Genomic DNA, 25,257 nt, shown 5'->3' on the forward strand with positions numbered 1-25,257 from the left:
CTTTCTTATCGAGATTAAACATGCGAAGAAGCCTGTACCGGATAACCTGTTTGTCGTTGGGTTTGCTGATCCTATCCGGGTGTGTGACCTTTCAACCCCGAGTAACGGAAGTGATGCCGGAGCCCGCTAACGTGCAGGCATTCTCCCGATTGGCCAAGGTGTTGCCAGTTCCGGAAAATACCGAGCCAGACGAGTCCGGGAATCTGTTGATTCGCAATGGCGAACTGGCATTACGTGCTCGGGTCGCGTTGATTCAATCCGCTGACAACAGCATCGATGTGCAGTATTTTCTCTGGAAGAATGACCAGACCGGACGCTATCTGATCAAACAATTACTTGAAGCCGCCGAACGGGGTGTTGACGTTCGTCTGCTCCTGGACGGATGGATCACTCAGGACCTGAATGGTCTTTTGGCCTGGGTTGATGAACAACCTAATATTGAAGTGCATTTCTATAATCCTTTTCTGGCAGAAACCAATATTGGTCGGGCGCTGAACCTGGCGACGGACTTCGATCGGTTGAATCGCCGTATGCATAATAAGTCCTTTACGGTGGATGGTGTTGCCACCATCACCGGAGGCCGCAATGTCAGTGACAGCTATTTTTTTCATCATCCGGAGGTGAATTATCTGGATGCCGATGTGCTGAGTATCGGGCCGGTTGTTAATCAGGTCAGCGAGAGCTTCAATGAATACTGGCATAACCGCATGACGGTGCCGGCGGCTGAACTCAGTTATTCAAACATTGATGATGAAGAACGAACGGCCATCGCTAATCAATTAGCGGGAGATCACTTCGAACCCGATAATCAACCTGAATCCGTCGAAGCGTTTTTGATGGATATTCATTCTCAGATGGTCTGGGCACCAACCCGGTTTGTGGCTGATAAAGCTGGCGTACGTGATCCGTCGGTGGGGGATCTTCCGAAAACGGCCGCACAGGAGCTGGCTGATTTAGTTCGAAATACCGAAAGAGAAATGTTAATTGAGTCCGCGTATCTGGTCCTCAGCCCGGAAGTGACCGAGTACTTGAGTGACAAGCAGCGCTCCGGTGTACGTGTTCGTTTTCTCACCAACTCAATGGCGTCGAACACGGTTTTTCTGAACCATGCCAGCTATGCCAAATATCGTGAGAACATTGTTGCCAGTGGCATCGAACTGTATGAAGCCAAACCGCTGATCGATACCTGTCAGCTCGGTTACATTGCGGCGGGTCATTGCAGCCAGTCGCAACGGATCAGCCTGCACACCAAAACCGCGGTGTTTGATGAGCGCTTTGTTTATGCCGGGTCATTTAACTTTAATCTCAGATCAGCCTATTTGAACACCGAATCCGCATTGATCATCGACAGTGTTGAGATGGCGGCGCAATTGAAACAGCAGATGCGCAACCTGATGACTCTAAAAGCGTCATGGCAACCGAAGTTCCTCGGCGACGAACTGTTATGGATGACCATTGAAGACAATGAACTGATTGAAACGCGGGAAGAACCTAACACCACCGCGTTGGAACGTTTTGGCGCGGAAATTCTCAGTCGGGTGCCTGGTGCGGAATACTATTAAGGGCAGTTGCACTGTACGGTCTGATGATTTGTTTGTATTCTCATCGGCACTGGACGTTGGGAATCGCAGCTTTATAACCTGATGATCCAACGCGTGCGGCTGATGCTGCACGCCAGTGCCGGAAAAGTGTGTTCCGGTTCGCAAGTTATGGATGAACAGACTCAGAAAAGGAGTAGTCATGAAATATTTAGCGGCCGGTATTGCGGCCACAGTGGTGGTTGTCGGAGGTGTTACCGCCGGATCACTGGTCATATCCGACAATAAGATTGACGAACAGGTTGATCGGCTGACCACCGTGGCTGAACAGTCGGGTTTTAAAGTCAGCGTTGAACAGGATACTAATACCTGGCTGTCCCGCCAGCTGAGCTTGCGCCTCACTGCCAGTGATGGCAGCTTGCCAGTTCCGATTCTCATCAATAATGACATTACACAGCGGCCTTGGCGTACCAATGTTCAGCATGAAGTGTTATTAGACTCGCAGATTTCAGACCCAACGATGGACCCGGAACTGCAGGCGTTGCTGAACCGTTATTTGGTTGACCGCCCGTTCCTCACCGGCACCAGCCAGATCAGCGCCAGCGGAAACTACCAGACTCAGTTGCAGTCGATCGCGGTAAATGAAACCGAAGCCGATTGGTCGGTGTCGATGTCACCGATGACGGTTGATATAGCCGGCACCGTTTCTGGTGAGGTGGTCATGCAGGGGCAATGGCCCGGAATGAACGTTGCCAGTCAGACCGAGAGTACTCAGTTAAATATCGCGCCGGTCAGTTTTAGCGCAGAAGGACAATCGCTCGCGTCCGGTTTGTTTGACGGCACGCAAACGGCCTCGATTGAGTCCATCAATATTCAAATAGATGACGACTACCCGACAACCTTTGTTCTGGACGCACTGACGTTTACTGCCAACGGGGAAGTGGTGGATCAGCTTTATTCTGGTGCGATGACGGTGTCGATGGATAAAATTAACATCGATGAAGAAACGACTTCGATGATTGTCGATGACCTGAGCATGACGACATCGTTTTCCGGTCTTGAAGCGGGTAACTACGAACGGTTGATGGCCGAAGTGGCCGCGATGGACTCCACGGGGGTACCGAGTGCGGCTCTGAAAGACGAAGCCAATGTTCTGCTGAAAAACGGTTTTAATATTTCGTTCGATGACTGGCATGCCACCGTTAATGATCAATCGGTGCAATTGGCAGCTCAGCTGACAGTGCCAAAGAATGAGCTGGTGGATGTGAATGTGCCCATCTCACTGATGGGGCTCTTCCCGATGATCTCGGCGTCGGCTGATGTCACAATCGATGCCGGTCTGGTTGATATTCCAGAGCTGTATGACCCGATGATGGGACTGCTGATGACCGGTGCGTTGATATCACAAGGTGACGAATATGTGATGAACGCCTCTCTGGAAAACGGGCGAGTGATGCTGAACGGTCAGCCTATGCCACTGCCTTTTTAAAAGTTAGAGGCAGATAACGCAGCTTGAATGAAAGCGGTGATGCTCACCGCTTTTTCTTTTTCAGGGTATTAAGTACTTGCCCAAAGGCGGGCGTACCCTTGCGCACAATGTCGTCGAGTGCGTCTTGCGGCAGTTCATCAAAGCTTTTGAACTGAATGCAGCTCTTCCCCGAAAGGAACGGTCGCAATGCGGTGGCCCAGCGTTCTTTGAGTTCGGGGACGGCGTAAATCGGCATCATATGCCAGGTGACGTTACCGTTTTTCAAAGCACCGACCATAAAGGTGTATTGATCATCAGGACCTTCTGGGTCGAAGAAAACCCGGTGACCCTCCGTCCACTTTGTCGCGCCTTCCCGTTCAAAAAGCTCCGGCGCACGCTCGCGGATGAATTGCAATGTTTTGTCAATTTCTGCAAGCGTGGTCGAGTTTGGGTTGTGCCGATAGCTCATGATCAATCCATAGCGTTTTGTTGACAAAGTTTAGTTCAGGGCCCTGATAATGCGACAGCGGATTTACAGCGAATGTCGCGTCCCAATGTTATTGCTTGACGATAACATGTTAGGCTGAGCGATAAATGATGAAGCAGACGACAACGATGACCGATCTTAGCTCGAATGCGCCTGAACGTGGGGATCAGGAATGACCCAAAACACCATAATCGTTAAAAGCTTGCTTTGCATGCTGACTCTCTGCGCGTCATTTGTCGTCGCCGACGAGATAGTGATTGAGACGGGCACAGAACGAACGGAAGCGTCCTTGTCTTCCTATGAGCAATGCATACTGAGCATGACAGAAAGTGCTTCCACGTTGTTGTCGGTTGCCCGGTTACGCAACTATTGCAGCGCAGACTTCCGTGGCGAAGACGTCTTCGACGAAGACAACACGCCCTTGCAACGGCGTATTGCGCTCGAAAAGTTTTCCGTGAATAACCCGTTCAGCCTGTTACCGCATCGACCGAATCACCTGATGCCCTTAACTTACACCCATTACCCGAATGACGATTACATCGACCCGGGCGAGGGAAATCTGCAGAGTTTTGAAGTGCAGTTTCAGTTGAGTCTGAAGGTCATGCTGATCAACGGGATCTATCGCGACTATGGCAACCTGGCGTTTGCCTACACGGCTCAGTCGTTCTGGCAGGCCTATAATCTGGAGCTGTCGTCCCCGTTCCGCGATACCAACCATGAACCCGAACTCATTTTGACCCTGGGCAGCGGTTTGGAGCTGGGGCCGTTCCGTAATGTTGGCAACGCACTGTCGTTAAATCATCAATCTAACGGCCGCGGTGGTGAAGACTCACGCAGCTGGAATCGCGTTATTTTCCAGACACTGTGGGAGAGTGGACCGGTGGTTATGGCGCTGAGACCCTGGTACCGCATTCCCGCGCCGGAGCCGAGCTACCCCGGCGACCCAATCGGTGATGATAACCCCGATATCCAGCATTATCTCGGCCACTTTGACTTAAACGTAGCCTATGCGGCCGGCGAGCAGCGCTTTGCCCTGATGCTGCGCAATAACCTGGAGTTTGACAACAATAAGGGCGCTGCCGAGTTGTCGTGGTCGTTTCCGATCAATGACCGGGTCCGCGGCCGGTTTAATTACTTCGAAGGCTACGGCGAGAGCTTGATTGATTACGACAGCTACAGTCGCTCCATCGGGCTGGGGATCGAACTGAGCGGTTGGCTATAAGCCCAACACACAGAAAAGCTCAAGTGGGTGGGGCTTTATCGTCAGTAAACGTAAGTGTGCAGTCCCCGTTTACGACGAAGAAACGGATTTTATCGATTTGTCATTGCCGATGGGCTCGTGAGGCTTGTGTGCCCTTTGAAGATCGCCTTGAACCAGCGATTGCCCTGCTTTTATACCGGCCTCGTAACCGGCGTTGAGTGCGCCCAGATCGGTCGTGGTTCTTGACACCCGAAACGACTCCGGAGGGTAGATGACCTTCACATCGCAGTCGGCCGGTGGGTTTTCCAAAAAATCGACGGCACGGTTGTAGGCAATGTGCCGGCGAATCATGGCTTCTGCCAAAACGGGCGTCGAGCGGAACAGGCGCCGAACGGCTTGCGGGAAACGCGGCGGTCGTTTTCGATAGCCTTGAGCGCGGGAGCAGATCACCGTGATTTGTCGGGCGCCGGATTCATAAGCGCGGATCACTGGTATGGAGTCGGCCACGCCGCCATCGGTTTGGGGTTCGCCGTCAATCGTCGGGTAGTGCCGGTAAGCCATCGGCACCGCACAGGAGGCCAGCAAGTCGGCTTCCAGGGAGTCACCCGTAGAGACGGTATAACGCGCCAACCCGGTATTCACGTCGGTCGTGACCACTTCAAGCGGCACTGGTTGCGCGGCGTAGGCGGCCGAATCCAACTCATATTCGTCCCGGGCAATGGCCCAAAGCCAATCCAGGTTGATGTAGTGACCGCCCTTCAGGTAATTGCGCAGGCTGAAAAAGTCACTCCGGCAGGAGTAATCGGTAATGATGGTATAGCTTCGACCGCGTTGTCCGGTCAGATACCCGGCCAGATTGGTGGACCCGGCCGAGACGCCAATGCAACGGTCAAAGGGGTGGTAGTTTTCGTCAAGGAAGTGATCTAAAACGCCAGCGGCGAATATCCCCCGCATAGCACCCCCCTCGACGACCAGTGCGTGGGTAGGGGATGCGGAGGTATTCGGCTGGCTCATTTTTCAGGTTTATCCTTGGCTTTTCGCTTCTGGTTGCAATCGTTACACAGATGAATTTTGTTGCCGTCTGCATCGGTGATCTGAAATGACGCGCCGAATGCGCCGCAGTCGGTGCATTTTTTAACGAAAGCGTTGCTCATCGTCAGTGTCCAAAGTCATGAGTTCAGCGCGCATGATACGCTTTTCAAATTGAACATCATCTGCTTTAGACCGAACTTTTGACCGACCGCAAAGTTTTGTGCGCGTTGGTCGTTTAATGGTCGACTCGTTGTCAGGCCCTGATAGAGTTAGAAAGGTGCTCAGTCAGGGGTGGGTCAGATCAGTGACGAAAACGTTACCTTCGTTAAACCCGACGAGCAAGTGATGGTTCTGTTTTACTCTGTTTTACACGGAGTGCCGGCTAACATCGCTGTTTTCCGTAGAAACAGGGTATAACCCCATAGCCTAGTGGACTCTTTACAACGGCATCATAACTAGATCGTTATTATGAGTTCGGAAAATGTCTCCTCACGCAAGTTCAGCTTTATCTTTAAGGAAACGTTGTATTGGAAATCGCCCAAATTAAATTTAAAAAGGGAAACCATGTGTTGCTTGGATATCGTCAAAATGTTCAAGCAGAAAATGAACGATGGGGCTTTCCTAGCGGTAAACTGGAACCCGGAGAGATGCCATTAGACGCCGCAATTCGTGAAGCGAAAGAAGAAGTTGGCGTCGATACTCACGAGCTGGATCACTTATTTAGCCTTATCGATTACAAAGGCAACAAACACCATTTTTTTCTGTGTTTAAATTGGTCTGGTGAACTTGTTAATGCGGAGTCTGAGCTATGTAGGGAAGTCTCATGGTTTCCGTTAAATCGCTTGCCTGGTGACAGTACTCATATTACTTTTACTGCTGTTAAGGAACTTAAAAACGAGCTGCTGGTGCCCACGCGTTAAACAAACCATGTCGTAGTAAGTCTCTAATTTTGCTACCGCGCATGGAAATGAAAGCTTATAGATAAAGGACGAGTTAACGAGTATGGATAATTTTTGGGGAGAAAATTTCTACAATCACCCGGAACTAACCGATGAGATGTTAGAAGTCGCAGAAAAAAAGTTGGGTGTGAAACTGCCTGCTGAATATGTAGAGTTGTTAAAACAGCAGAATGGTGGCTATACGACGAACTTTGTGTTTCCGACAGATCAAGAAAACTCGTGGGCAGAAGACCATGTTCCATTGAATGAGTTGTTTGGAATCGTTACTGACGAGGCGGTTGAGACCGCTCAGAACATTCTTGATACCGAGTACATGACAGAAGAGTGGGGTTTACCTGAGCGGCAGGTGCTACTTTCAGGGGCCGGCCATTGGTGGATTACTTTAGATTATCGCAATGGCGGCGAGCCTACCGTTAGATGGCTCGACGTTGAAAGTGACGAGACGTTTGAACTGGCATCGTCATTTAAAGCTTTTATGTCTCGGTTAGTTGCAGAATCCGAGTTTGAGCAGTTCTGACAGGCTCGTGTTTTGAGCTTGTTTTCAGTTTCAATCTACCTGAATTCATGACGATGCGTTAAGCGCTCGCCCAAGGTCCTCCACCCGACATCGCATCGTCATAAGGGTACTTCCGAAACGCCTCCGTCTTCTCACATTCCGCTGACCAATCCCGCAGTCGTGGAAAGGCATCGTTCCCCAGTTGTTCAGGTCGCATCTGCCGAGTGAAATTCCAAGCGACCGCAGTAGCAATGCTGGCGTGAGACAGCTTCTTGGTGTCGAACAGAGCCTGGTGGGTGTTGGCCAGTTGGTTCAGTTGGCGATACGCTTCCTGCAGTTGTTGTTCAATGCGCTTTACCCAAGGTTCATGGCGTTTGTCCTCGGGGCGGATCTGGTACTCATAAACAATCTGCACCGTTTTTTCACAACAAATCAACGCGGTACCGACAATTTGTTGTTCCTTGGCAAACAAGGCCGGGTTGAGGTGGTTCAGTGAGTGAGTGCTCATTGACTCGGCATATTGCAGTATTAAAGAGGAATCCATCAACGCAGTACCATCGTCCAGCAGCAGGGTCGGTGCTTTGACCATGGGGTTTAACTGGCGAAACGTCGAGTAGTCTTTGAACACCGACAGCGATTGGTGATCGAAGGTTAACCCAAGTTGGCTTAAGCCAATGGCCGTGCGGCGTACGAAGGGTGAATCGAGCATACCGATCAGTTTCATTGTTTGCGTTCCTTTAACTGCTGTCCCATAACGTTTCCAACCATTGCGTGGCTCAAGGTTGGCCGTTCCAAACAGAAGCTTTGAAACGGCCCGATTAATCTATGGGGCAGAAACAAGTTTCTTTAAACTGTAACCGTCCCTGAACACTCAGATTATTTTGATTAAAGATTGAACCATTCGCACCGGGGTGGCGTAAAGCTTTTATATTTTGGAATAGGAGCGTGCCATGCGTGCAATCCTCCTTGCTCTACTGTTATCAGCCGGTTCGTTGGTTCAGGCGGAAGACGCGCCAGAAGCGGCCATTCAACAGGTGATCACCGGTCAGTTAACGGCCTTTCTTAATCAGGATGCGCAAGCCGCCTGGCAGTTTGCTCACCCGTCCATTAAAGCCCGATTCGGATCGCCGGTTAACTTTATGCAGATGGTATCCGCCGGTTACTCGCCCATGCTGAACTTTGTCGATCTGCAGTTCCGAACGTTGGAACAGGAAGACGAGGTGTGGCTACAGACCGTTCAGCTCCGCGATACCCGTGGGCAGCGGTTTGACTTGCTGTATGCGCTGATGCCGGTTGAGGATGGGGCGTTTCGGATTGCCGGGGTCTCGCTCAGCCCTGCCGACGATATCTGAACAAAGCCGAATCAAACCGGATCGGGCCCCGGAGCCCGATCCGTCAGCCTATTAAGAGGCGTTTGCACGGTTTTGTACGAACGCTTTCAAGCGCTGATAGTCCTCATGAAAAGCGCGGATGCCGGCGCTGAGTTTTTCAGTCGCCATGGGGTCTTCGTTCATCATCCAACGGAACCGGGTTTCGGTCATGTCTAATTTGGACAGGTTATCTTGGCGGGCGGTTTCCGGCGAAAGCTGGCGGGGCAGGGGGTCTGTGGTTTCCGACAGTTGTTTCAATAAGGCGGGTGCAATGGTGAGTCTGTCGCACCCGGCCAATGCCTGGATTTCACCGAGGTTGCGGAAGCTCGCGCCCATTACAATGGTGGAGTACCCAAAGGTTTTAAAATACTGGTATATCGTCGCGACCGACCGGACGCCCGGGTCTGTCTCGGCGGTGTAAGTTTCACCGGTGCTTGCCTGGTACCAATCCAGAATCCGGCCGACAAAGGGTGAAATCAGGAAAGCGCCGGCTTCGGCGCAGGCAATGGCCTGAGCCAGATTGAAAATCAGCGTGACGTTGCATTGAATGCCTTCGGCTTCGAGTTGCTGCGCGGCGTTAATTCCTTCCCAGGTGCCGGCAATCTTAATCAGAATCCGATCACGACCAACGCCCTGTGCTTCATAGAGTTGGATGAACTTCCGAGCCTTTTGCATCGTTGCCTCTGCGTCAAACGATAAGCGCGCATCCACTTCGGTTGAGACCCGCCCCGGTACCCGTTTCGACAGTTCAATACCAAAATTGACCGCCAGACGGTCCATGGCCTCATTCAGCCAGTCGGACGGGTTGTGCTTACGGGCGGTGGTGATGGCTTCATCAATCAAGGATTGGTACTGCGGCATCTGGGCGGCGGCATAAATCAGTGATGGGTTTGTGGTGGCCTCTTCCGGCTGATACGCCTCAATGGCGTGGATGTCACCGGTATCGGCGACGACCGTGGTCATGGCTTTCAGTTGCTCAAGTTGCGTGCTCATCGTTGGTTTCCCTTATATTTTTATAGATAAATTTAATTGATGGTTATTTTTATAAATATCTGGCTTTTTATATTGTTTTTTATGCTTATGCTGGGAGTTGTTGATTTTTTAAGTTATTTTGTCACATAATTAATTCGATACACAAATTAAATGGGTGCGACGTTGACGTCGAAGCCCAGTTGAATAACAACAAAAAGAGGTGATCAGCGTGTATTTAGGACTCGATCTGGGAACGTCCGGCGTGAAAGCGGTTGTCATCGATGAGATGGGGGCGCTGGTCGCCACGCATTCCGCGCCATTAGACGTATCTAACCCTCAACCACTGTGGTCAGAGCAAAACCCCGAAGACTGGTGGTCCGCAACCATCGCGGCCGTATCCGGCCTGAAGAGCCAGCTCGGTGATCGCTTGTCTCAGCTGAAAGCGCTGGGCTTGGCCGGTCAGATGCACGGCGCTACGTTTCTGGATGAAGAAGGCCAGGTTTTGCGCCCCTGCATTTTATGGAATGACGGCCGTTCGGCGGAACAGTGTGTTGAGTTGGAAAGCCGCCTCAGCGATTTCCGGGAGCGATCAGGAAACCTGGCAATGCCCGGTTTTACCGCCCCGAAAGCGTTGTGGGTGGCGCAACATGAACCGCAAGTGTTTGCGCAGGTTGCGAAAATCCTGCTGCCAAAAGACTACTTAGCCTATCGATTGACCGGCCAATACTGTTCGGACATGTCCGATGCAGCCGGAACCCTGTGGTTGAACCCCGAGACGCGGGATTGGGATGACGCCCTGCTGGCGGCAACCGGGCTCGACCGCCGCCATATGCCGACGCTACTTGAAGGCACGCAGGTGGCGGGTCAACTCAGCGACGCAGCGGCTTCGGCATTGGGAATACCTCCGGTCCCGGTCGTGATCGGTGGTGGTGACAATGCCTGTGGCGCTGTGGGCGTGGGTGTGACTGAGCCGGGACAGGCGTTTATTTCGCTGGGGACGTCCGGTGTGCTGTTTGTGGTCAGTAACGGGCATTGTGCCAGCCCGGAAAACACCGTTCACGCGTTCTGCCACTGCTTGCCCAAGCGCTGGCATCAGATGAGCGTCAGTTTGTCGGCCGCTAACTGCTTATCCTGGTTTGCCGAGATTGTCGGGGCTGAGGTTCCGCAACTGTTGGCCGAACTGGACGAGCAGGGCATTGAAGAAACGCCTGTACTGTTTTTACCGTATCTGTCCGGTGAGCGAACGCCCCATAACGACCCGGCCGCCTCGGGTGTGTTTTTCGGTTTGAAAAACAGTACTTCACGAGCCGAGATGACCTTGGCCATTCTTGAGGCCGTGGCGTTCAGTTTCGCCGACGGCTATGACGCCTTAAGAGCCGCGGACTCTCCGATTGATGACATTACGCTCATCGGTGGTGGCGCGCGCTCGGCCCGTTGGCGGCAGATTCACAGCGATGTGCTGCAACAGCCTCTGTCATTCCGCGATGGCGGTGAAGTCGGACCGGGACTCGGGGCCGCTCGCCTGGCGCGACTGTCGGAGTCGGCAACCCTATCTGACGCGGCGTTCAACCAGGCCGTGTCCAGTGTGTGCCCGCCACCGCCGTTGGTGGAAGTGCACCAACCCAACCCAGAAAAGAAACCTTATTATCAACCCAAACTCGAACGCTACCGTGCGCTGTATCAGCAAACACGTTCACTTAACCTTGGAGCCTTATCATGAGTGCTGACTACTTTAAAGATTTTGATGCAATCCCCTATGAAGGTCCGGAATCAACCAATCCATTGGCATTCCGTCACTACAACAAAGACAAGGTTGTGATGGGCAAGCGACTGGAAGATCACTTGCGGTTTGCCGTCTGCCATTGGCACAACTTCTGTTGGGACGGTAAAGATATTTTCGGTCTTGGTATCGGCACCTTTGACCGTCCATGGCAACGTGCTGGCGAAGACGGTCTGGTCCTGGCCCGGGAAAAAATGGACGCGGCCTTTGCGTTCATGGAGAAGCTGGGTGTGCCGTTCTGGTGCTGGCACGATTACGACATCGCACCGGAAGGCGCGACGATTAAAGAATCCCGTGAAAACTTTGCCGCGATGCTCGATTACGCCGAAGAGAAAATGGCGGCCACCGGTATCCGACTGTTGTGGGGTACGGCAAACGCGTTCTCTAACCCTCGATACATGTGTGGTGCGTCAACGAACCCGAACCCGGAAGTGTTTGCTTATGCGGCGTCGCAGGTTCAGAACGCGATGGATGCGACCAAACGACTGGGCGGTTCTAATTACGTGTTGTGGGGTGGCCGCGAAGGTTATCAGAACCTGCTCAATACCGACCTGAAGCGTGAAAGCGAACAGATGGGTCGTTTCCTGCAAATGGTGGTTGAGCACAAACATAAGATTGGTTTCGAAGGCTCCATCCTGATCGAACCGAAACCACAAGAACCGACCAAGCACCAGTACGATTATGACACCGCGACCGTTTACGGATTCCTGCAGCGTTTCGGGCTGGAAAAAGAAATCAAAGTGAACATCGAAGTGAACCACGCGACCCTGGCTGGACACAGCTTTGAACATGAGGTGGCGACGGCGGCATCGTTGGGCATTCTGGGCTCCGTCGATGCTAACCGCGGTGACCATCAGAACGGTTGGGATACTGACCAGTTCCCGAACAACGTGCCGGATCTGGTACCTGCGGTTTATGAAATTATCCGTGCGGGTGGTTTCACAACAGGTGGTTTTAACTTCGACACCAAACTGCGCCGTGAATCGGTAGACGCGGTTGATCTGTTCCACGGTCACATCGGTGGCATGGATACCATTGCGCTGGCGTTCATGAAAGCGGCAGACTTGTACGAGTCTGGTGAGCTGCAGTCGTTTGTTGATAACCGTTACGCCGGTTGGAACGGTGAGCTGGGTGAGAAGATTAAATCCGGACAGTTGTCTCTGGCGGAACTGAGTCAGTGGGCGGTTGATCAGAATATCGATCCGAAGCCAATCTCCGGGCGTCAGGAGTACCTGGAAAACCTGGTGAATCGCTACGTACATCGGTAAAACCGAAACCATGGCGAACCGGTTGGTTAAGTGGCCGGTTTGCAAATGCCTTTTCGGTACTCATGTCCATCGATTGAACGAAGCGTTCAGTCGATGGCTTCCAAGGCAAGAACAACGATCCCCTTGATGGTCATGTCTTCATCCCAAGCCGCGTGTTCGATGGTGGTTTCCGCGATCAGGTCGCTGACCAACGAATCTTCCAGATTAGTCATTAAACCAGCTTCCATCAGATGATAAGCCCGACTCCCTGGGCCGCTGATGATTATTTTTTCGAGACTGAGCAACGCAATCAGATTACTGATGCCATGGCCGAGCACCCGACCGGCTCGTTGAAACAAATCGCGCAACTCTTTTGAATCGGATTCTGCTTTATTGACCAATACCTGCATGCTGTCTTCGGTCGGGTGCAAGCTGTTGTCCCAGCTCAGAGGGAACAAAGCACTGGCATCGCGATAGAGTGCGTAGTCGCCGACATAGGCTTCAATGCAACCGCGCTTACCACACAGACACTGCGCACCTTCCGGATAGTACTTGCTGTGTCCGAACTCTGCGGCCGCACCGTGGTGACCCAGGTAAAGCTCACCGTTAATGACCATGCCCATACCGATGCCATAGCCGAGCATGATGACGGCGAAATCCGTCAGCGATTGGTAGCGACGCTGATGTCGAATCGCCATGGTCAGGCAGTTGGCATCGTTGGCGATGGTGACCGGCAACTGGATGCGTTGTTCGAGTTCGTGCTTTAACGGAACCTTCCGCACCGCAAGTGCCGGGCTCCAGATGATCTCGCCATTCAAGCCGTTCACCACGCCCTGTACAGCAATGCCTAAGGCTTTGGGGCGTTTGTGGGCGGGCACGGAGGCGTTGAATCGGCGAACCGCACTGGCGATCGCGTCAAAGAGGCCTTCTTCACTGAGCGCGCGCGTGTCGAGGTCGATCACCATCTCGTCACTGACCTGACCTTTGTGGTTGCCCAGGTGCATCTTCAGTTCATTAATGGACAGCTTTAACCCCAGCACATGAAAGGCATCCGGTGCCAGGTCGATCAGTACGCGGGGGCGGCCACGGGTGTTGGTTTTTTCAGTTGTGGCGGGGTGTTCTATTAAGCGCGCTTCCTGCTGCAACTCGCTGGTGATGGCCGTGACGGTGGCCGGACTGAGTTTCAGTGCCTGACCCAAATCGACACGGGCAATGGGGCCATGAACCCGCAGGTAATGAATGATCTGCTTTTTGTTGGCAAGTCGGATCTGTTCGGTGTCGGTTTTTTTCATTAATGGTCCTGAGGGCAAGCAAAGCAACGGGTCGCAAGCGAACGCTCTTTATACCATACCATGGTGTGCAGCCTGAAACTCAGTGTTCTGGCGTGTTAAGTTCGCGGTACTTGGTGGGGGTCATGCCGAGCTCTTTGCGGAAGATGTAGTACAAATACTGCGGGCTTGAAAACCCGCATTGAATCGCGACTTCGTCGATGCCCTTTCGGGTGTTTTTCAGCATGTCTTTCGCGTTTTCCAGGCGGACATCATGCAGGACCTGGTGGATCGATTTCTCCAGAACGGTTTTGAACCGGCTCTCCAACGTGTTGCGGGAAGTTTTGCATTCTGCGATGACCTGCTCCGCTTTAATGGAGCGATGGTAATGCTTGTAGATGAATTTAAGGGCGGTCGACAGCAGGGGATCGTCGTTGACCTCCAGAAACGCCGACAGACGATTCATGACTTCACCGGGCTGTATCAGTTTTGTGACGGGTTGATGTTGAGTCGACAACTCAAATAACGCTTCGAAAGCGGCTTTCCCCAAATCACTGGGGGCCAGAGTGACCGTGCTGATGGGGATGCGGGACAATTGATTTTCCACCTCATCATTATCAATGCCGATAACACAGAGCTGACTGGGTATGCTGATATTCAGGTTTTGCGCGAGGGTAATCAACTGACGGGCTTGGGTGTCGCTGGCGCACAAAAAGCCAGTGCCGGGGGCTAAATCTGTCTGCAGAAAATGGCGAATCGATTGGGTGGTGTAGGCTCCGGCCCAGTTTAATCCTTCCTCGAGCACAGCTTGCTTGAAGCACAGTCTTCGTTCGCGTGCCCATAAACCGATGTCATCCGCCGTGCCCGCAAAATAAGCAAATTGTCGGCACCCGCATGCCAGCAGATGGTCACGTGCGAGCTGACAGATCTTTTCGCTGTCCGGGGCCAGAAAAATAACCGGAATATCGGTCAGCTCCGGCATTCGTTGCAGGTTGCTGAACACCGCCACCGTGGGAGCTTTCAGTGAGGCGCACAAGTCAATATTCGGTAGCCGATCAAAGTCAGCGATGATGGCGTCCCAGTCCTGATCGTGAGCAACCAGCAACGCTTCGTCGTAAGTCATAAAGGTGATCTGCAGGTTGCGATTAGAGTTGTGCATGGCATCCAAAATGCCGTCTGTAATCTTCCGATCGTACGGTTGTTTGATATCAAACAGCACTAGAATTTCGTTTACGCTCGATGTCATCCGAGTTGCTCTAAGTTGGAAGTTGTATCCAAAGGCCAGCTTATCACGAAAATTGACCGTTATTTTTCAAAAAAATGGCTACGTCAAGCCGGATTGACCGGCTCATCCGGCCCGAAAGCCAGTAATAACGGGCTCTTCAGTCATTTGTGATATTTCATAATTGGAATGCTAATTTTTGCAATATTTCAGAATCCGCATTCGCAGTACTCTGACTTCACATCTTCGAAAACGATTACCTGAACAGAGGTAACTTCGTCGATGACAACAAAAATAATAGGAGAACGGTATGAAACTTATCAGAAAGGCGACGGGCCTGGCGCTTGCTGCTTCGGTGGTGTTATCCGGTTATGCAATGGCCGAAACCGTCACGATGTTGCACGAAGAAAACAAGCCAGAACAACAGGCGCTGTGGGACACCTTTGCCGAAGAGTTCGAATCGATGAACCCGGGCATTACGATCGAACAGCAGTACATGGAAAACGAACAGTTTAAAGCCAAGCTTCCAACCTTATTGCAATCCGACAGCCGTCCAAACATTTTCTACAGCTGGGGTGGCGGTAATTTTGCGGCTCGTGCAGAGAACGGCTTGCTCGATGACGTGACGGCCAAAAGTGCTGAACTAAAAGACATTCTCAGTGCCGGTGGTCTGTCAGCCTTCAGCCATGACGGAAAAATTTATGGTGTTCCCTACACGCTGGCGCAGGTTGGCTTTTGGTACAACAAGGCTTTGTTTGAGCAGGCTGGTGTGAGCGGAGATGACATCCAAACCTGGGATGATTTTCTGGTAGCCGTTAAGAAACTGAAAACTGCGGGCATTACACCGATCACGTTGGGTGCGGCCGACAAATGGCCAGTCCATTTCTACTGGACGTATCTGGCGATGCGCACCGGTGGTATGGAAACCTTTAACGCTGCCCGTGCTGGTGATGTCAGTTGGGACAATCCGGACTATGTCCGTGCCGGTGAACTGTTCGCAGAACTGGTTGAGCTTGATCCATTCCAGCCAGGCTACGCTGCGGCAACATACGGCGATGCTTCCGGACGTTTTGGTGATCAGGTTGCGGCCATGCACCTGATGGGCGACTGGGAAATGACGGTTCAGAAAGACAATGCCGCTGATAAAGTGGGTGTGCCATTGGATCAGTTGGGCTTTTTCAGCTTCCCTAGTGTTGAAGGCGGAAAGGGTAAAGGCTCCGATACGCTCGGAGGCGTGAATGGCTTTGCCTTTGCGAAAGACGGCGGCACCGACGCGGCCGTGAAGTGGATGACCTACTTCCTAGATGCCCCACAACAAGAACGACTGGCCGAAGCCGGTGTGATTATACCCGTTGCCAAAGGCGCCGAGTCGGCCGTGAAAGACTCTTTCCGCAAAGCCATTGCGGCCAACATTGCCGCGGCAGAGTGGCACCAGGTGTTCTGGGATCAGGCTCTGGGTAGCGATGTCGGCGGCACCATCAATGACTTCTCTGCGTTATTAGCGACCGGCGATGCGACGCCCAAAGAAGCCGTTGAAATGCTTCAGGAAGCTTGGGACTTCCGTTAAGGAACCAAGCCAACAGAGAGGTGTTTAACACCTCTCTCGTTCCCTCTGATTTAAAGAAAGAGCAAAGATTATGACAGAGCAAACGGCTTCATTGTGGGCATCGTTTCAGCACTGGCTGTATCGGAAAAACATGGGAGGGCGACTCACCACCCTGATGTTTTTCCTACCTCCGGCTTTGGTGTTGTTTACCTTGTTCGTATTTCTACCTGTTTCAGAAGCGTTCTATTACAGCTTCTTTAAATGGAAAGGACTTTCCGCCATTTCAGAATCAGGAACTTGGGTCGGGCTGAAAAACTATTCCCAGGTTTTGGGTCATTCGGTATTTCATACGGCTGTACTGAATACACTGAAGTTAATTTTAATTTCATTGTTGATACAGCTACCGATTGCGATGGCCATCGCCCTGATGGTGGCAGAGCAAAGTCGGCTGAATGCTCTGTTTCGACTGGTTTACTTTTTGCCCTTCATCCTGGCTGACGTAGTCGCGGGTTTGATCTGGCGTTATGTCTATGACGGTGACTATGGCCTCGTAGGGCAAATATCCCGAATGCTTGGCAGTGAAGGGTTTTACCCGCTGGCTGATCGTGATACCGCTTTTTACGCCATCATGGTCGTGGTGATCTGGAAGTACACCGGTTATCACATGATGATTTATATTGCCGGGTTGCAGGGTATTCCCAAAGACATGCTAGAAGCGGCCAAACTGGACGGCGCAAACTGGTGGCAAACGATCGTCAAAATTAAATTGCCGTTGATCAAGCATGCTATTCAACTATCGGTATTTTTTTCCATCATTGGCGCGTTGCAGTTCTTTGAAATGATCATTCCGTTAACCAACGGTGGTCCTTCGAACTCAAGCCATACCATTGTGACCTATCTGTACCAATACGGCATTGTCAGAATGAAAGTCGGTTTTGGCAGTAGCGTGGGCGTGATGCTGTTTGTCACCTGCGTTCTGTTCGCCTTTATGTATCAGAAATTTGTTATGACTCGGGACTGATATCATGACTGAACTTACTTCACATCGAACCGCTTCCGAACTGGCTGACCAGTCCTTGATTCGTCCAAGAAAGGTCATGAGCTTGCCTCGGGTGTTGCGGTTAGCCTTCTTATTTGCGTCGTCAGCGTTCGTGTTGATTCCCTTTTATGCCACGGTGTTAGGTGGTTTTAAAACCACGGGTGAGTTGCGTACGCAACCGTTTGCGTTGCCGCAAACCTGGGATTTGACTTACTACAAACAGATTCTGTCCGATCCGGCTTTGTGGAATATGATGTGGAACTCACTTTTATATTCTGGATTGACGATCTTTTTCACCATGCTCATCGCAAGTATGGTGGCGTTTACTTTTTCTCATATTCATTTCTTCGGTAAGAAATACGCCTACAGCTATTTGATTACCGGCATGATGTTTCCGGCCGCTGTCGCCATCCTGTCGTTGTTCATCAAGATTCGGGATTTCGGATTGTTGGATACCACCGCAGGTGTCGTTTTACCGCAGATTGCGTTTGGTTTGGCGATGTCGGTGTTGTTTTTTAAGTCGTTCTTTGAACAACTGCCGAAAGAAATTTTCGAAGCCGCGATGGTCGATGGTTGCGGCTATACGCGGTTCTTCTTCAAAGTGGTGATTCCGCTGTCGACGCCCATTCTGGCAACCGTGGGTGTGTTCCTGCTGGTGGGCAGTTGGAACAGCTACATCATGCCACTGATCTTACTGAACTCTCCGGAAAAATACCCGTGGACACTCGGACTCATGCAGTTCCGAGGACAATACAACGTGGAGTGGAATCTGGTTCTGGGCTATATCACCGTCACCATTATTCCGGCCATTGTCTTTTTTCTGCTCGCGCAACGCTACATTGTGGCTGGGTTGGGGCAGGGTGCTGTTAAGGGATAAATCAAATGTCATTGACTGTTACTAATCCTATTTTACCTGGGTTCAATCCGGACCCGGCCATCTGCCGTGTAGGTGATGATTATTACATCGCAACATCGACGTTCGAATGGTTCCCGGGCGTGCAGATTTCGCACTCCCGCGATTTGAAAAACTGGCGGATTATTGCGCGACCGTTAAATCGTCCGTCACAGCTGAACATGTTGGGCAATCCGGACAGCGGTGGTGTCTGGGCACCTTGCCTGACCTATGCAGATGGCCAGTTCTGGTTGATTTTTACCGATGTGAAGCGTCAGCAGGGCAACTTTAAAGACGCCCATAATTACCTGGTTACCTGTGAAACTATTGATGGGGAATGGTCCGATCCGGTATATCTGAACAGTTCCGGTTTTGATCCCTCGTTATTTCACGATGATGACGGTCGCAAATGGTTGTTGAATATGGTTTGGGATTATCGTGCCGATCATCATCGTTTTGACGGGATTTTGTTGCAGGAGTTTGATCCAGTCGCTAACCAATTAGTGGGTCCGATTGAAAACATCTTTAAAGGCAGCGCACGCGGGCTGGTGGAAGGGCCGCATCTGTATAAGCGTGACGGTTATTATTACCTGTTTACGGCGGAAGGTGGAACGGAGTACGCCCATGCCGAAACCATTGCTCGTTCCCGATCATTAACCGGGCCTTATGAAATGATGCCGGGTACACATTTGGTTACCACGATCGATCACCCGGAAAACTATCTGCAACGCTGCGGCCACGGTTCGATCTGTGACACACCGGGAGGGGAGACGGTATTTGTGCATCTCACGAGTCGTCCAATGCGAACCTCAGGTCGTTCTCCCATGGGTCGGGAAACCGCGATTCAGACATTGACCTGGATTGATGGTTGGCCTCGGCTCTCACAGGGCGGCGTGGCCCCTCAGACGGAAGTCGAGTTGCCGGTGATGGAGGAATATCCGCTGGCGCCGCTGGCAGACAGAATTACATTTGAAGAGGACTCACTCGACATTCGCTTTCAATGGCTTCGTAACCCGTACCCGGAAGAGTTCATCGACCTGAAGAGCCGACCGGGGTACCTGCGTTTGGTTGGTTATGAGTCGTTGGGATCCTTGTTCCGCAGTTCGCTTGTCGCGGTGCGTCAGACGGATTTCAGCTATCAGGCCAGCACTCAGATCGATTTTCAACCGGAAGATTATCTGCAGCAGGCCGGACTGGTGTGCTATTACAACACCCATAAGTACCACTACTGCTATCTGAGCTTCGATGATGTGTCTCAACGTCGCCACCTGGCGATCATGAGCTGCAATGCGGGACCGACGTGGGATTCTGAGTTTCCTCAGTTCGAGGCGTTAAAAGCGATCGATATACCGCAGTCGGGTGAGCTTTATCTGCGGGCGGATGTTCGGTTTGATCGGCTGATATTCTCGTGGTCAGCCGATGGTGAGCAGTGGCAATCGATACCGGTACGTCTGGATGCATCCATCCTATCAGATGAAGCCGGAACGGGTGCCGGGGCTAACTTCACCGGTGCCTTCGTCGGCTTGGCTTGCCAGGATCTGTCCGGGCAGAAACGTCACGCCGACTTCCGGTACTTCGAGTACGTTAATCAACGGTGACAGCAGAATGGGCCGTTCGAGTCGGACGGCCCTGTTTCGGTGTTAGCTCGCAAAAGCTGATACCTGATGCCCCATCAGCGGCGCGTTGTAGATATTACCCAGCGTTTGGCCTCGGGCGGTGGCTGCGCCAGCAATCACATGCAATGGCAGCAGATGTTCCTCGCGTGGGTGACAGAACCGGGCATGAGGGGCTTTTACCCAGTCACTCATAGCCGCAAAAGCTTGCTCAGAAGGCTTTGCCAGGCTGTCCGTCAGCCACTGATCGAACTCAATGCTTTCTGCGGTCGCAGTGCCTTCACGGTCGATGTTGGCAAACTGCGATCGCAGATTGTGGAACGACAGTCCACTGCCCAAAATCAGTACATCGGCGGGTAATGCCTTGCCCAAGGCCTCGCCATAAGCCAAATGATAGCCCGGGTCCAGATTGGCGTTCAGGCTGACCTGTAGGACCGGTATATCGGCATCCGGGTACATCAGCATCAATGGCACAAAGGTCCCGTGGTCATAGCCGCGGGTCGGGTTGGCTTTGGCAGGTATCCCCGCGTCGTTCAACGATTGAATCAGCGTTTCTGCCAAGGCCGGAGCACCGGGTGCCGGATAGCGGATTTCGTAAGATTCCGGTGGGAACCCGTAATAATCGTACAGCATGTCCGGTGCCGGGGCTGTCGACACCTCAATGTCTCTGGTTTCCCAATGCGCCGTCACCACAACAATGGCTGAAGGCTGGATAAGGTCCCTGCCGACACCTCTTAAAAAGGCCGTCAGCGATTGATGTGGTTTATGCCCCAGCAATGGTAATGGACCGCCGCCGTGTGGAACAAAAAGAGTGGAATAGGCCATATTGATGACTCCTGCGTGTTATTCCGATGATGAAAAGATAGTGCGAACCTTTGGATATGGATAGCGGAAGAATTGCAATGAGTCGTTGAATCTGGCTGATGGTTTCTTCAAAAAGACTGATGTTAATTAAGGCGGCCTTTTGCATAAGTCTGATCTGCCCTTAAGAGATCTCACCGTGATGTGGTTGTATAGGGCTGATCAAAGTCAGTGTGCGCTCTGGTTTTTATATGAGCAAATTGACAGGCCTGATGACCGGCGACAAGATGGCGCAGCAGATAAGCCAGTGATTGCTGGCGCTTGCGACGTTTATTGAAGGGGTGGTGATGGTTAGGGATAAGAAACTCGCCTATTTTGGAATTAAATATCATGCTGACCACCGCAATCGAGATCTCATTGAGGCGTTTTCCACGCATCGTAACGCCGCGGGCTTCGATACCTATTGTGTAGCGCGGGATCTGGAATGTTGGGGCGAACACGCGTGTGATGCTCAAACATTGATGGCTGAGATGTTTCATGTCATCGCGGCTGCCGATTTGGTGGTCATTGAGTTTTCTGAGAAAGGTGTTGGGCTTGGGATTGAGGCCGGGTATGCCAAATCGCTGAACAAACCCATTCTTGTGGTTGCAAAAAGAGGCATGAACGTCAGCAATACCTTATCGGGTATCGCGTCGTCCATTCAGTTCTATGATGACGTGGATGAGGTTGATTTCACCGGCCAGATTTAACGGATTATGCGAGGTTGATATGAACATTCGTACAATGACACTTAAGGATCGAGAGGTTTGGGCTGAGATGCGCTCCAGTCTCTGGCCCGAGTTCGATGAAGATCACACCCCGGAGCTGGATAAATACTTTGCCGGGCAGAGCCGTGATGTCACTGAGGCGTTTATTGCTGAAGTCGACGGGCAAGCGGCCGGGTTCATCGAATTAAACATCCGAAATTATGCCGAAGGCAGTCACGAGCCAGCTGTGCCTTATGTTGAAGCCTGGTATGTGGCATCTGAGTTCAGAGGCCAAGGTCTGGGAAAACAACTCATGGCTCGGGCTGAACAATGGGCGCTGGAGCGTGGTTACATTGAGCTGGCAAGTGATACTGATGAGTGGAACGCGTACAGCATTGAACAACACACGAAATTAGGTTTTAAGGAAACCGGTCGCGTGGTCTGTTTTCTTAAGACATTGACGAAGAAACCATAAAAGGGCATGTCACGGATCGGCGTGACCTGATTATTTGACACGACTATTTTTAGAACCGTTATTGGAGACCGTATCGATGACCGAAAGAGAGAAAATGATCGCCGGTGAAATGTATGACCCCGGTGATCCGGAGCTGAAAGAAATGCGGCGAAGCGCGCGTTTGTTAACCGATCAGTTCAATGCGACATCGGTACTTGACAGAGAGCGACGGGAAGAACTGTTGAAAACGCTGTTTGGGAGTACTGGTGAGCGGTTGTTTATCGAGCCAACATTTAACTGTGACTATGGCTGCAATATTCATGTTGGTGAAAGCTTCTATGCGAACTTTGGCTGCGTCATCTTGGATGTTGCTGAAGTACGTATTGGTGACAACTGCATGATCGCACCCAATGTTGGCATCTATACCGCAACGCACCCGATTGACCCTGTTGAACGAAACAGCGGACTCGAACTGGCCGCGCCGATTACAATTGGCGATAACTGTTGGATTGGCGGCAACGCCGTCATTAATCCCGGCGTCACGCTGGGTGATAATGTCGTTGTTGCGTCCGGGGCTGTGGTCACGAAAAGTTTCGGCGACAATGTGGTGATTGGTGGGAACCCGGCCAAGGTAATCAAGCACATAGAGGTGACGGCCTGATCAGGCTGGTTGTTCGAGCCGCGATTCTTAAACAGATAGCCCGCCGTTTAACTGTCAGTTGAAACAGAGAAAGCTCAGTCTCCTGAGCTTTCTCTTTCATCGTGACTTGTTCGGTTTGTCAATCCAGCAGTTCACCGCCGTCTTTGATCGTCCAGTTAAAATCGTTGATTAAGATATCTCGTGCTGCTTTTGCGGCCGCGGAGTATTGAATGTTGCCAAAGCTAATCTCTAAGTCTTCAACCAGTTCTGGGTTTTGGCTCCAGGCGATGAGTAGCTTGTCGTAGTTTTCGGTTGAGAATGCGCTGTTGTTGTCAAAAAACTGTGTCGCATTGGTCGCGTTTTTCAGATTCCAACGGCTGATGTCCTGATTGAATAGCGTGCCTTTAAATACAGCATTCATATCGCGAACATTCGACACATCCCAGTCGCCAATATCCTGATTGAAGGTATTGGCGCCGTTAAACATCGTTCTCATGCTGGTGACGTTTGATACATCCCAATTGCCGATGTCCTGGTTAAAAGCATCCGCGTTTTCGAACATCTTACGCATATTGCTGGCGTTACTCACCTCCCACTGTCCTATGGGTTGGTTGAAGGCTCGAGCTGCTAAAAACATTTCTTCAAAGTTACCCACATTGGAAACATCCCAGGTCGATATATCGCTGTTAAAGTTATTTGCTCGGCTGAACGTTCCTTTCAACGAGTGAACACGCGACAGGTCTGGGGCATCGGTAGCGAGTATTACCAGGTCTTCAGTGTTGGCATACGCATAGGTCATAGACTGCCAAGACCGCTGGCCCCATTGTTCGATGGTCAACAGCTTTTTCGGATCGTCCGTCAAGGGGAGTGGGTAATCCCCGGTGATGGATACCGTATAGGTGCCAGCGGTGCTGTAGGTATGGGTGATGGTTTCCGAGAGGTTCTCATCCGTTGAGCCGTCGCCCCAGTCCACACTGAAGTTATAGCCGTTTGAGTTGTTCACCTTAAGGGAGATCTGATTATCGTCGCTGCTGCCCGAGTTGTCGGTTTTCCAAGTAGTGATATAGGGGGTTTGCTGAACGATGTTGAAATCGATCAGCGCCGTGTCACTGCCAAAGGTGTTGCTTGCTGTCACCGTTGCCTGGGAGAAGCCCGCCGTTGTCGGAATGCCTTGTAGGTTACACGCCATGCCGTTCCCCGCACGACTGATGGTGATTCCGTCTGGCAAACCTGTCGCTTCACATTGATCAATGCTGTTGCCGTTGTTTGTTAAAGCATCCTCAAACGTTTGCCCGGTGTAAAATTGAATGGCTTGATCATCGATTTTTGGGAAAAGTTCAGCGATTGAGTTGAAGTCATTGATCGTCCAGCCATGGTCGTTAATCAGCGCGTTTCTGGCGGCTTCGGCATTTGGCGTGAAACGTGAGTCGACATCGAGTGTCACATTCGGCTGAACCGTCTGTTCAGACCAGCTCAGCAACAACCGATCGTAGTTTTCGATGGATAAATCGGCATAGGAAAACATTCCGTTCATGTCCTTCACGTTTTCGATGTCCCAGTTGCTCAGGTCCTGATCAAAATAGGAGTCGGCAAACATAAACGCCATGTCGGTTGCCGCTGAGGTATCCCAGGTGCTGACATCCTGATTAAAGGCCTCATTGAAGGTAAACATGCTGCGAAAGCTCGTGACCTGAGAGAAGTTGGGCGTACTGAGGTCGTTGATGCTGAGGTTATTCGCATTCGGGAACGCTTGTTCCATGGACGCCCAGAATCGGTTCCCCCATTGCTCAACACTTAGCAGTTTGCTGGCGTCAGAGTTATCAATGAAGAGTTCATCCTCAATACTCAGTTCAAAGTCAAAGTAGGGGGCCGGATATAGGCCGGAGATGGTGACCGTGTAGGTACCCGGTTGAACGTATTGGTGCGTGATGTCTTTGGTGACGTTTTTGTCTGAGGTGCCGTCACCCCAGTCGACTGTGAAGTTGTAGTCGAGGTTTGGATTGGTTTGCAGCGTGATCTCATCGTTGGCACTGATGCCCGATTCGACGTCGGTATCCCAAGTGGTAATGAAGGCGGTTGGCTCTTCGACCTGATAGGTCACGGTAAGGGTATCTTCGCCGGCGTCGTTCGTGGCGATGATGTCGGCGCTTTCCAGTTCGGTCGCTTCGGTGGCCGTACCGGTCACCTCACAGGTGTCGCCATTGGCTGACACCGAGACAACAAAGCCTTGCGGCAGGTCAGCGACACAGCTTGTCAGGCTGCCGCCGCCGTTGTTGATCAGCTCGGCCTCAACGATCTGTCCTCGGATCAGCGTCAGATCATCCAGCGCCTGGAATGATGGGGCTTGCAATGGCGTGTCGTTAGCATCGGCGGCGTCGCTGCTTTCGGAGTTACAGGCAGTTAAAACTAAGCTACCGGCAAAAACCAGCAACAGGGCGGCAAGCGGGTTTCCTTTTGATTGTCGTATAGGTTCCATTGGGGGACTC

The 25,257-nt window shown here is 51.7% G+C and carries 23 protein-coding genes; 15 read left to right on the top strand and 8 right to left on the bottom strand.

What is annotated here, in order from left to right:
* Positions 1–20 precede the first annotated feature (20 nt).
* Both MED297_RS03710 and MED297_RS03715 read left to right on the top strand, forming a co-directional pair.
* A complete protein-coding gene (locus MED297_RS03710; protein ID WP_083779318.1) occupies positions 21–1,562 on the top strand; it encodes a phospholipase D family protein in 1,542 nt (513 codons plus the stop codon).
* 178 nt (positions 1,563–1,740) lie between these two features.
* A complete protein-coding gene (locus MED297_RS03715) occupies positions 1,741–3,027 on the top strand; it encodes a DUF945 family protein (RefSeq protein ID WP_008042508.1) in 1,287 nt (428 codons plus the stop codon).
* A 43-nt stretch (positions 3,028–3,070) separates the two neighbouring features.
* On the opposite strand, the gene MED297_RS03720 is transcribed toward MED297_RS03715, so the two are convergent.
* Complete coding sequence (locus MED297_RS03720; RefSeq protein WP_008042509.1) at positions 3,071–3,475, bottom strand: hypothetical protein; 405 nt, start codon at positions 3,473–3,475, stop codon at positions 3,071–3,073.
* A gap of 190 nt (positions 3,476–3,665) precedes the next feature.
* On the opposite strand from MED297_RS03720, the gene MED297_RS03725 reads away from it, so the two are divergent.
* Positions 3,666–4,715: a phospholipase A gene (locus MED297_RS03725; RefSeq protein ID WP_050762856.1), complete on the top strand. Its 1,050-nt coding sequence runs from the start codon at positions 3,666–3,668 to the stop codon at positions 4,713–4,715.
* Between the two features lie 69 nt (positions 4,716–4,784).
* Here MED297_RS03725 and MED297_RS03730 read toward each other — a convergent pair whose 3' ends face one another.
* Positions 4,785–5,708 carry a patatin-like phospholipase family protein gene (locus MED297_RS03730; protein WP_008042511.1) on the bottom strand — a complete coding sequence of 308 codons (924 nt, stop codon included), beginning with the start codon at positions 5,706–5,708 and terminating at the stop codon, positions 4,785–4,787.
* A 545-nt stretch (positions 5,709–6,253) separates the two neighbouring features.
* Between MED297_RS03730 and MED297_RS03735 the strand changes: the two genes are divergently transcribed.
* Positions 6,254–6,646: an NUDIX domain-containing protein gene (locus tag MED297_RS03735; protein WP_008042513.1), complete on the top strand. Its 393-nt coding sequence runs from the start codon at positions 6,254–6,256 to the stop codon at positions 6,644–6,646.
* A gap of 82 nt (positions 6,647–6,728) precedes the next feature.
* The gene (locus tag MED297_RS03740) at positions 6,729–7,202 is read left to right on the top strand and encodes an SMI1/KNR4 family protein (RefSeq protein ID WP_008042514.1); all 474 of its coding nucleotides are present in this window, start codon (positions 6,729–6,731) and stop codon (positions 7,200–7,202) included.
* 58 nt (positions 7,203–7,260) lie between these two features.
* Here the strand turns inward: MED297_RS03740 and MED297_RS03745 are convergent, their stop codons facing one another.
* Positions 7,261–7,905: a glutathione S-transferase family protein gene (locus MED297_RS03745; protein WP_008042515.1), complete on the bottom strand. Its 645-nt coding sequence runs from the start codon at positions 7,903–7,905 to the stop codon at positions 7,261–7,263.
* Positions 7,906–8,131: 226 nt separating this feature from the next.
* Here MED297_RS03745 and MED297_RS03750 point away from each other — a divergent pair, with 226 nt between their 5' ends.
* Entirely contained in the window at positions 8,132–8,533 is a 402-nt protein-coding gene (locus MED297_RS03750) for a DUF4864 domain-containing protein (RefSeq protein WP_008042517.1), read from the top strand.
* Positions 8,534–8,584: 51 nt separating this feature from the next.
* Here MED297_RS03750 and tal read toward each other — a convergent pair whose 3' ends face one another.
* Entirely contained in the window at positions 8,585–9,544 is a 960-nt protein-coding gene (gene tal, locus MED297_RS03755) for a transaldolase (RefSeq protein WP_008042518.1), read from the bottom strand.
* 208 nt (positions 9,545–9,752) lie between these two features.
* On the opposite strand from tal, the gene xylB reads away from it, so the two are divergent.
* Together xylB and xylA are read left to right on the top strand one after the other, a co-directional pair.
* The gene (gene xylB, locus MED297_RS03760) at positions 9,753–11,243 is read left to right on the top strand and encodes a xylulokinase (protein WP_040556424.1); all 1,491 of its coding nucleotides are present in this window, start codon (positions 9,753–9,755) and stop codon (positions 11,241–11,243) included.
* A complete protein-coding gene (xylA, locus tag MED297_RS03765; RefSeq protein ID WP_008042520.1) occupies positions 11,240–12,571 on the top strand; it encodes a xylose isomerase in 1,332 nt (443 codons plus the stop codon). Before xylB ends, xylA begins: the two co-directional genes overlap by 4 nt.
* 86 nt (positions 12,572–12,657) lie before the next feature.
* Here xylA and MED297_RS03770 read toward each other — a convergent pair whose 3' ends face one another.
* Both MED297_RS03770 and MED297_RS03775 read right to left on the bottom strand, forming a co-directional pair.
* Entirely contained in the window at positions 12,658–13,842 is a 1,185-nt protein-coding gene (locus MED297_RS03770; protein WP_008042521.1) for an ROK family protein, read from the bottom strand.
* 79 nt (positions 13,843–13,921) lie between these two features.
* Positions 13,922–15,064 (bottom strand): AraC family transcriptional regulator, encoded by a 1,143-nt coding sequence (locus MED297_RS03775; RefSeq protein WP_083779320.1) that lies wholly within the window; start codon positions 15,062–15,064, stop codon positions 13,922–13,924.
* Positions 15,065–15,350: 286 nt separating this feature from the next.
* Between MED297_RS03775 and MED297_RS03780 the strand changes: the two genes are divergently transcribed.
* The 4 genes from MED297_RS03780 (at position 15,351) to MED297_RS03795 (ending at position 20,115) form a co-directional block, all read left to right on the top strand.
* Positions 15,351–16,607, top strand: coding sequence for an extracellular solute-binding protein (locus MED297_RS03780; RefSeq protein ID WP_008042523.1), 1,257 nt, complete (start codon positions 15,351–15,353; stop codon positions 16,605–16,607).
* Positions 16,608–16,677: 70 nt separating this feature from the next.
* Entirely contained in the window at positions 16,678–17,607 is a 930-nt protein-coding gene (locus tag MED297_RS03785) for a carbohydrate ABC transporter permease (RefSeq protein WP_008042524.1), read from the top strand.
* Between the two features lie 4 nt (positions 17,608–17,611).
* On the top strand, positions 17,612–18,502 hold the full coding sequence (locus MED297_RS03790) for a carbohydrate ABC transporter permease (protein ID WP_008042526.1): 891 nt from the start codon (positions 17,612–17,614) through the stop codon (positions 18,500–18,502).
* 5 nt (positions 18,503–18,507) lie between these two features.
* Positions 18,508–20,115: a glycoside hydrolase family 43 protein gene (locus MED297_RS03795; protein WP_008042529.1), complete on the top strand. Its 1,608-nt coding sequence runs from the start codon at positions 18,508–18,510 to the stop codon at positions 20,113–20,115.
* 42 nt (positions 20,116–20,157) lie between these two features.
* Here MED297_RS03795 and MED297_RS03800 read toward each other — a convergent pair whose 3' ends face one another.
* Positions 20,158–20,955: a DODA-type extradiol aromatic ring-opening family dioxygenase gene (locus tag MED297_RS03800; RefSeq protein WP_008042531.1), complete on the bottom strand. Its 798-nt coding sequence runs from the start codon at positions 20,953–20,955 to the stop codon at positions 20,158–20,160.
* A 323-nt stretch (positions 20,956–21,278) separates the two neighbouring features.
* On the opposite strand from MED297_RS03800, the gene MED297_RS03805 reads away from it, so the two are divergent.
* The 3 genes from MED297_RS03805 to MED297_RS03815 all read left to right on the top strand — a co-directional run bounded on the left by MED297_RS03805 (position 21,279) and on the right by MED297_RS03815 (position 22,792).
* On the top strand, positions 21,279–21,680 hold the full coding sequence (locus MED297_RS03805; protein WP_040556622.1) for a hypothetical protein: 402 nt from the start codon (positions 21,279–21,281) through the stop codon (positions 21,678–21,680).
* A gap of 19 nt (positions 21,681–21,699) precedes the next feature.
* Positions 21,700–22,152 (top strand): GNAT family N-acetyltransferase, encoded by a 453-nt coding sequence (locus MED297_RS03810; RefSeq protein ID WP_008042533.1) that lies wholly within the window; start codon positions 21,700–21,702, stop codon positions 22,150–22,152.
* A gap of 76 nt (positions 22,153–22,228) precedes the next feature.
* Positions 22,229–22,792 carry a sugar O-acetyltransferase gene (locus MED297_RS03815; RefSeq protein WP_040556425.1) on the top strand — a complete coding sequence of 188 codons (564 nt, stop codon included), beginning with the start codon at positions 22,229–22,231 and terminating at the stop codon, positions 22,790–22,792.
* 118 nt (positions 22,793–22,910) lie between these two features.
* On the opposite strand, the gene MED297_RS21040 is transcribed toward MED297_RS03815, so the two are convergent.
* Positions 22,911–25,247, bottom strand: coding sequence for a BspA family leucine-rich repeat surface protein (locus MED297_RS21040; RefSeq protein ID WP_008042535.1), 2,337 nt, complete (start codon positions 25,245–25,247; stop codon positions 22,911–22,913).
* Between the last annotated feature and the right edge of the window lie 10 nt (positions 25,248–25,257).

It is taken from the genome of Reinekea blandensis MED297 (assembly GCF_000153185.1).
In the GTDB taxonomy this organism is placed as follows: Bacteria; Pseudomonadota; Gammaproteobacteria; order Pseudomonadales; family Natronospirillaceae; genus Reinekea; species Reinekea blandensis.

Bases quoted from the DNA above. Each gene is read 5' to 3' on its own strand.
- MED297_RS03780 (WP_008042523.1), top strand. From the start codon at position 15,351: ATGAAACTTATCAGAAAGGCGACGGGCCTGGCGCTTGCTGCTTCGGTG.
- MED297_RS03740 (WP_008042514.1), top strand. From the start codon at position 6,729: ATGGATAATTTTTGGGGAGAAAATTTCTACAATCACCCGGAACTAACC.
- tal (WP_008042518.1), bottom strand. From the start codon at position 9,544: ATGAGCACGCAACTTGAGCAACTGAAAGCCATGACCACGGTCGTCGCC.
- MED297_RS03785 (WP_008042524.1), top strand. From the start codon at position 16,678: ATGACAGAGCAAACGGCTTCATTGTGGGCATCGTTTCAGCACTGGCTG.
- MED297_RS03745 (WP_008042515.1), bottom strand. From the start codon at position 7,905: ATGAAACTGATCGGTATGCTCGATTCACCCTTCGTACGCCGCACGGCC.
- MED297_RS03715 (WP_008042508.1), top strand. From the start codon at position 1,741: ATGAAATATTTAGCGGCCGGTATTGCGGCCACAGTGGTGGTTGTCGGA.
- MED297_RS03770 (WP_008042521.1), bottom strand. From the start codon at position 13,842: ATGAAAAAAACCGACACCGAACAGATCCGACTTGCCAACAAAAAGCAG.
- MED297_RS03790 (WP_008042526.1), top strand. From the start codon at position 17,612: ATGACTGAACTTACTTCACATCGAACCGCTTCCGAACTGGCTGACCAG.
- MED297_RS21040 (WP_008042535.1), bottom strand. From the start codon at position 25,247: ATGGAACCTATACGACAATCAAAAGGAAACCCGCTTGCCGCCCTGTTG.
- MED297_RS03810 (WP_008042533.1), top strand. From the start codon at position 21,700: ATGAACATTCGTACAATGACACTTAAGGATCGAGAGGTTTGGGCTGAG.
- MED297_RS03730 (WP_008042511.1), bottom strand. From the start codon at position 5,708: ATGAGCCAGCCGAATACCTCCGCATCCCCTACCCACGCACTGGTCGTC.
- MED297_RS03720 (WP_008042509.1), bottom strand. From the start codon at position 3,475: ATGAGCTATCGGCACAACCCAAACTCGACCACGCTTGCAGAAATTGAC.
- MED297_RS03725 (WP_050762856.1), top strand. From the start codon at position 3,666: ATGACCCAAAACACCATAATCGTTAAAAGCTTGCTTTGCATGCTGACT.
- MED297_RS03800 (WP_008042531.1), bottom strand. From the start codon at position 20,955: ATGGCCTATTCCACTCTTTTTGTTCCACACGGCGGCGGTCCATTACCA.
- MED297_RS03815 (WP_040556425.1), top strand. From the start codon at position 22,229: ATGACCGAAAGAGAGAAAATGATCGCCGGTGAAATGTATGACCCCGGT.
- MED297_RS03750 (WP_008042517.1), top strand. From the start codon at position 8,132: ATGCGTGCAATCCTCCTTGCTCTACTGTTATCAGCCGGTTCGTTGGTT.
- MED297_RS03805 (WP_040556622.1), top strand. From the start codon at position 21,279: ATGGTTAGGGATAAGAAACTCGCCTATTTTGGAATTAAATATCATGCT.
- MED297_RS03710 (WP_083779318.1), top strand. From the start codon at position 21: ATGCGAAGAAGCCTGTACCGGATAACCTGTTTGTCGTTGGGTTTGCTG.
- MED297_RS03795 (WP_008042529.1), top strand. From the start codon at position 18,508: ATGTCATTGACTGTTACTAATCCTATTTTACCTGGGTTCAATCCGGAC.
- MED297_RS03775 (WP_083779320.1), bottom strand. From the start codon at position 15,064: ATGACATCGAGCGTAAACGAAATTCTAGTGCTGTTTGATATCAAACAA.
- xylA (WP_008042520.1), top strand. From the start codon at position 11,240: ATGAGTGCTGACTACTTTAAAGATTTTGATGCAATCCCCTATGAAGGT.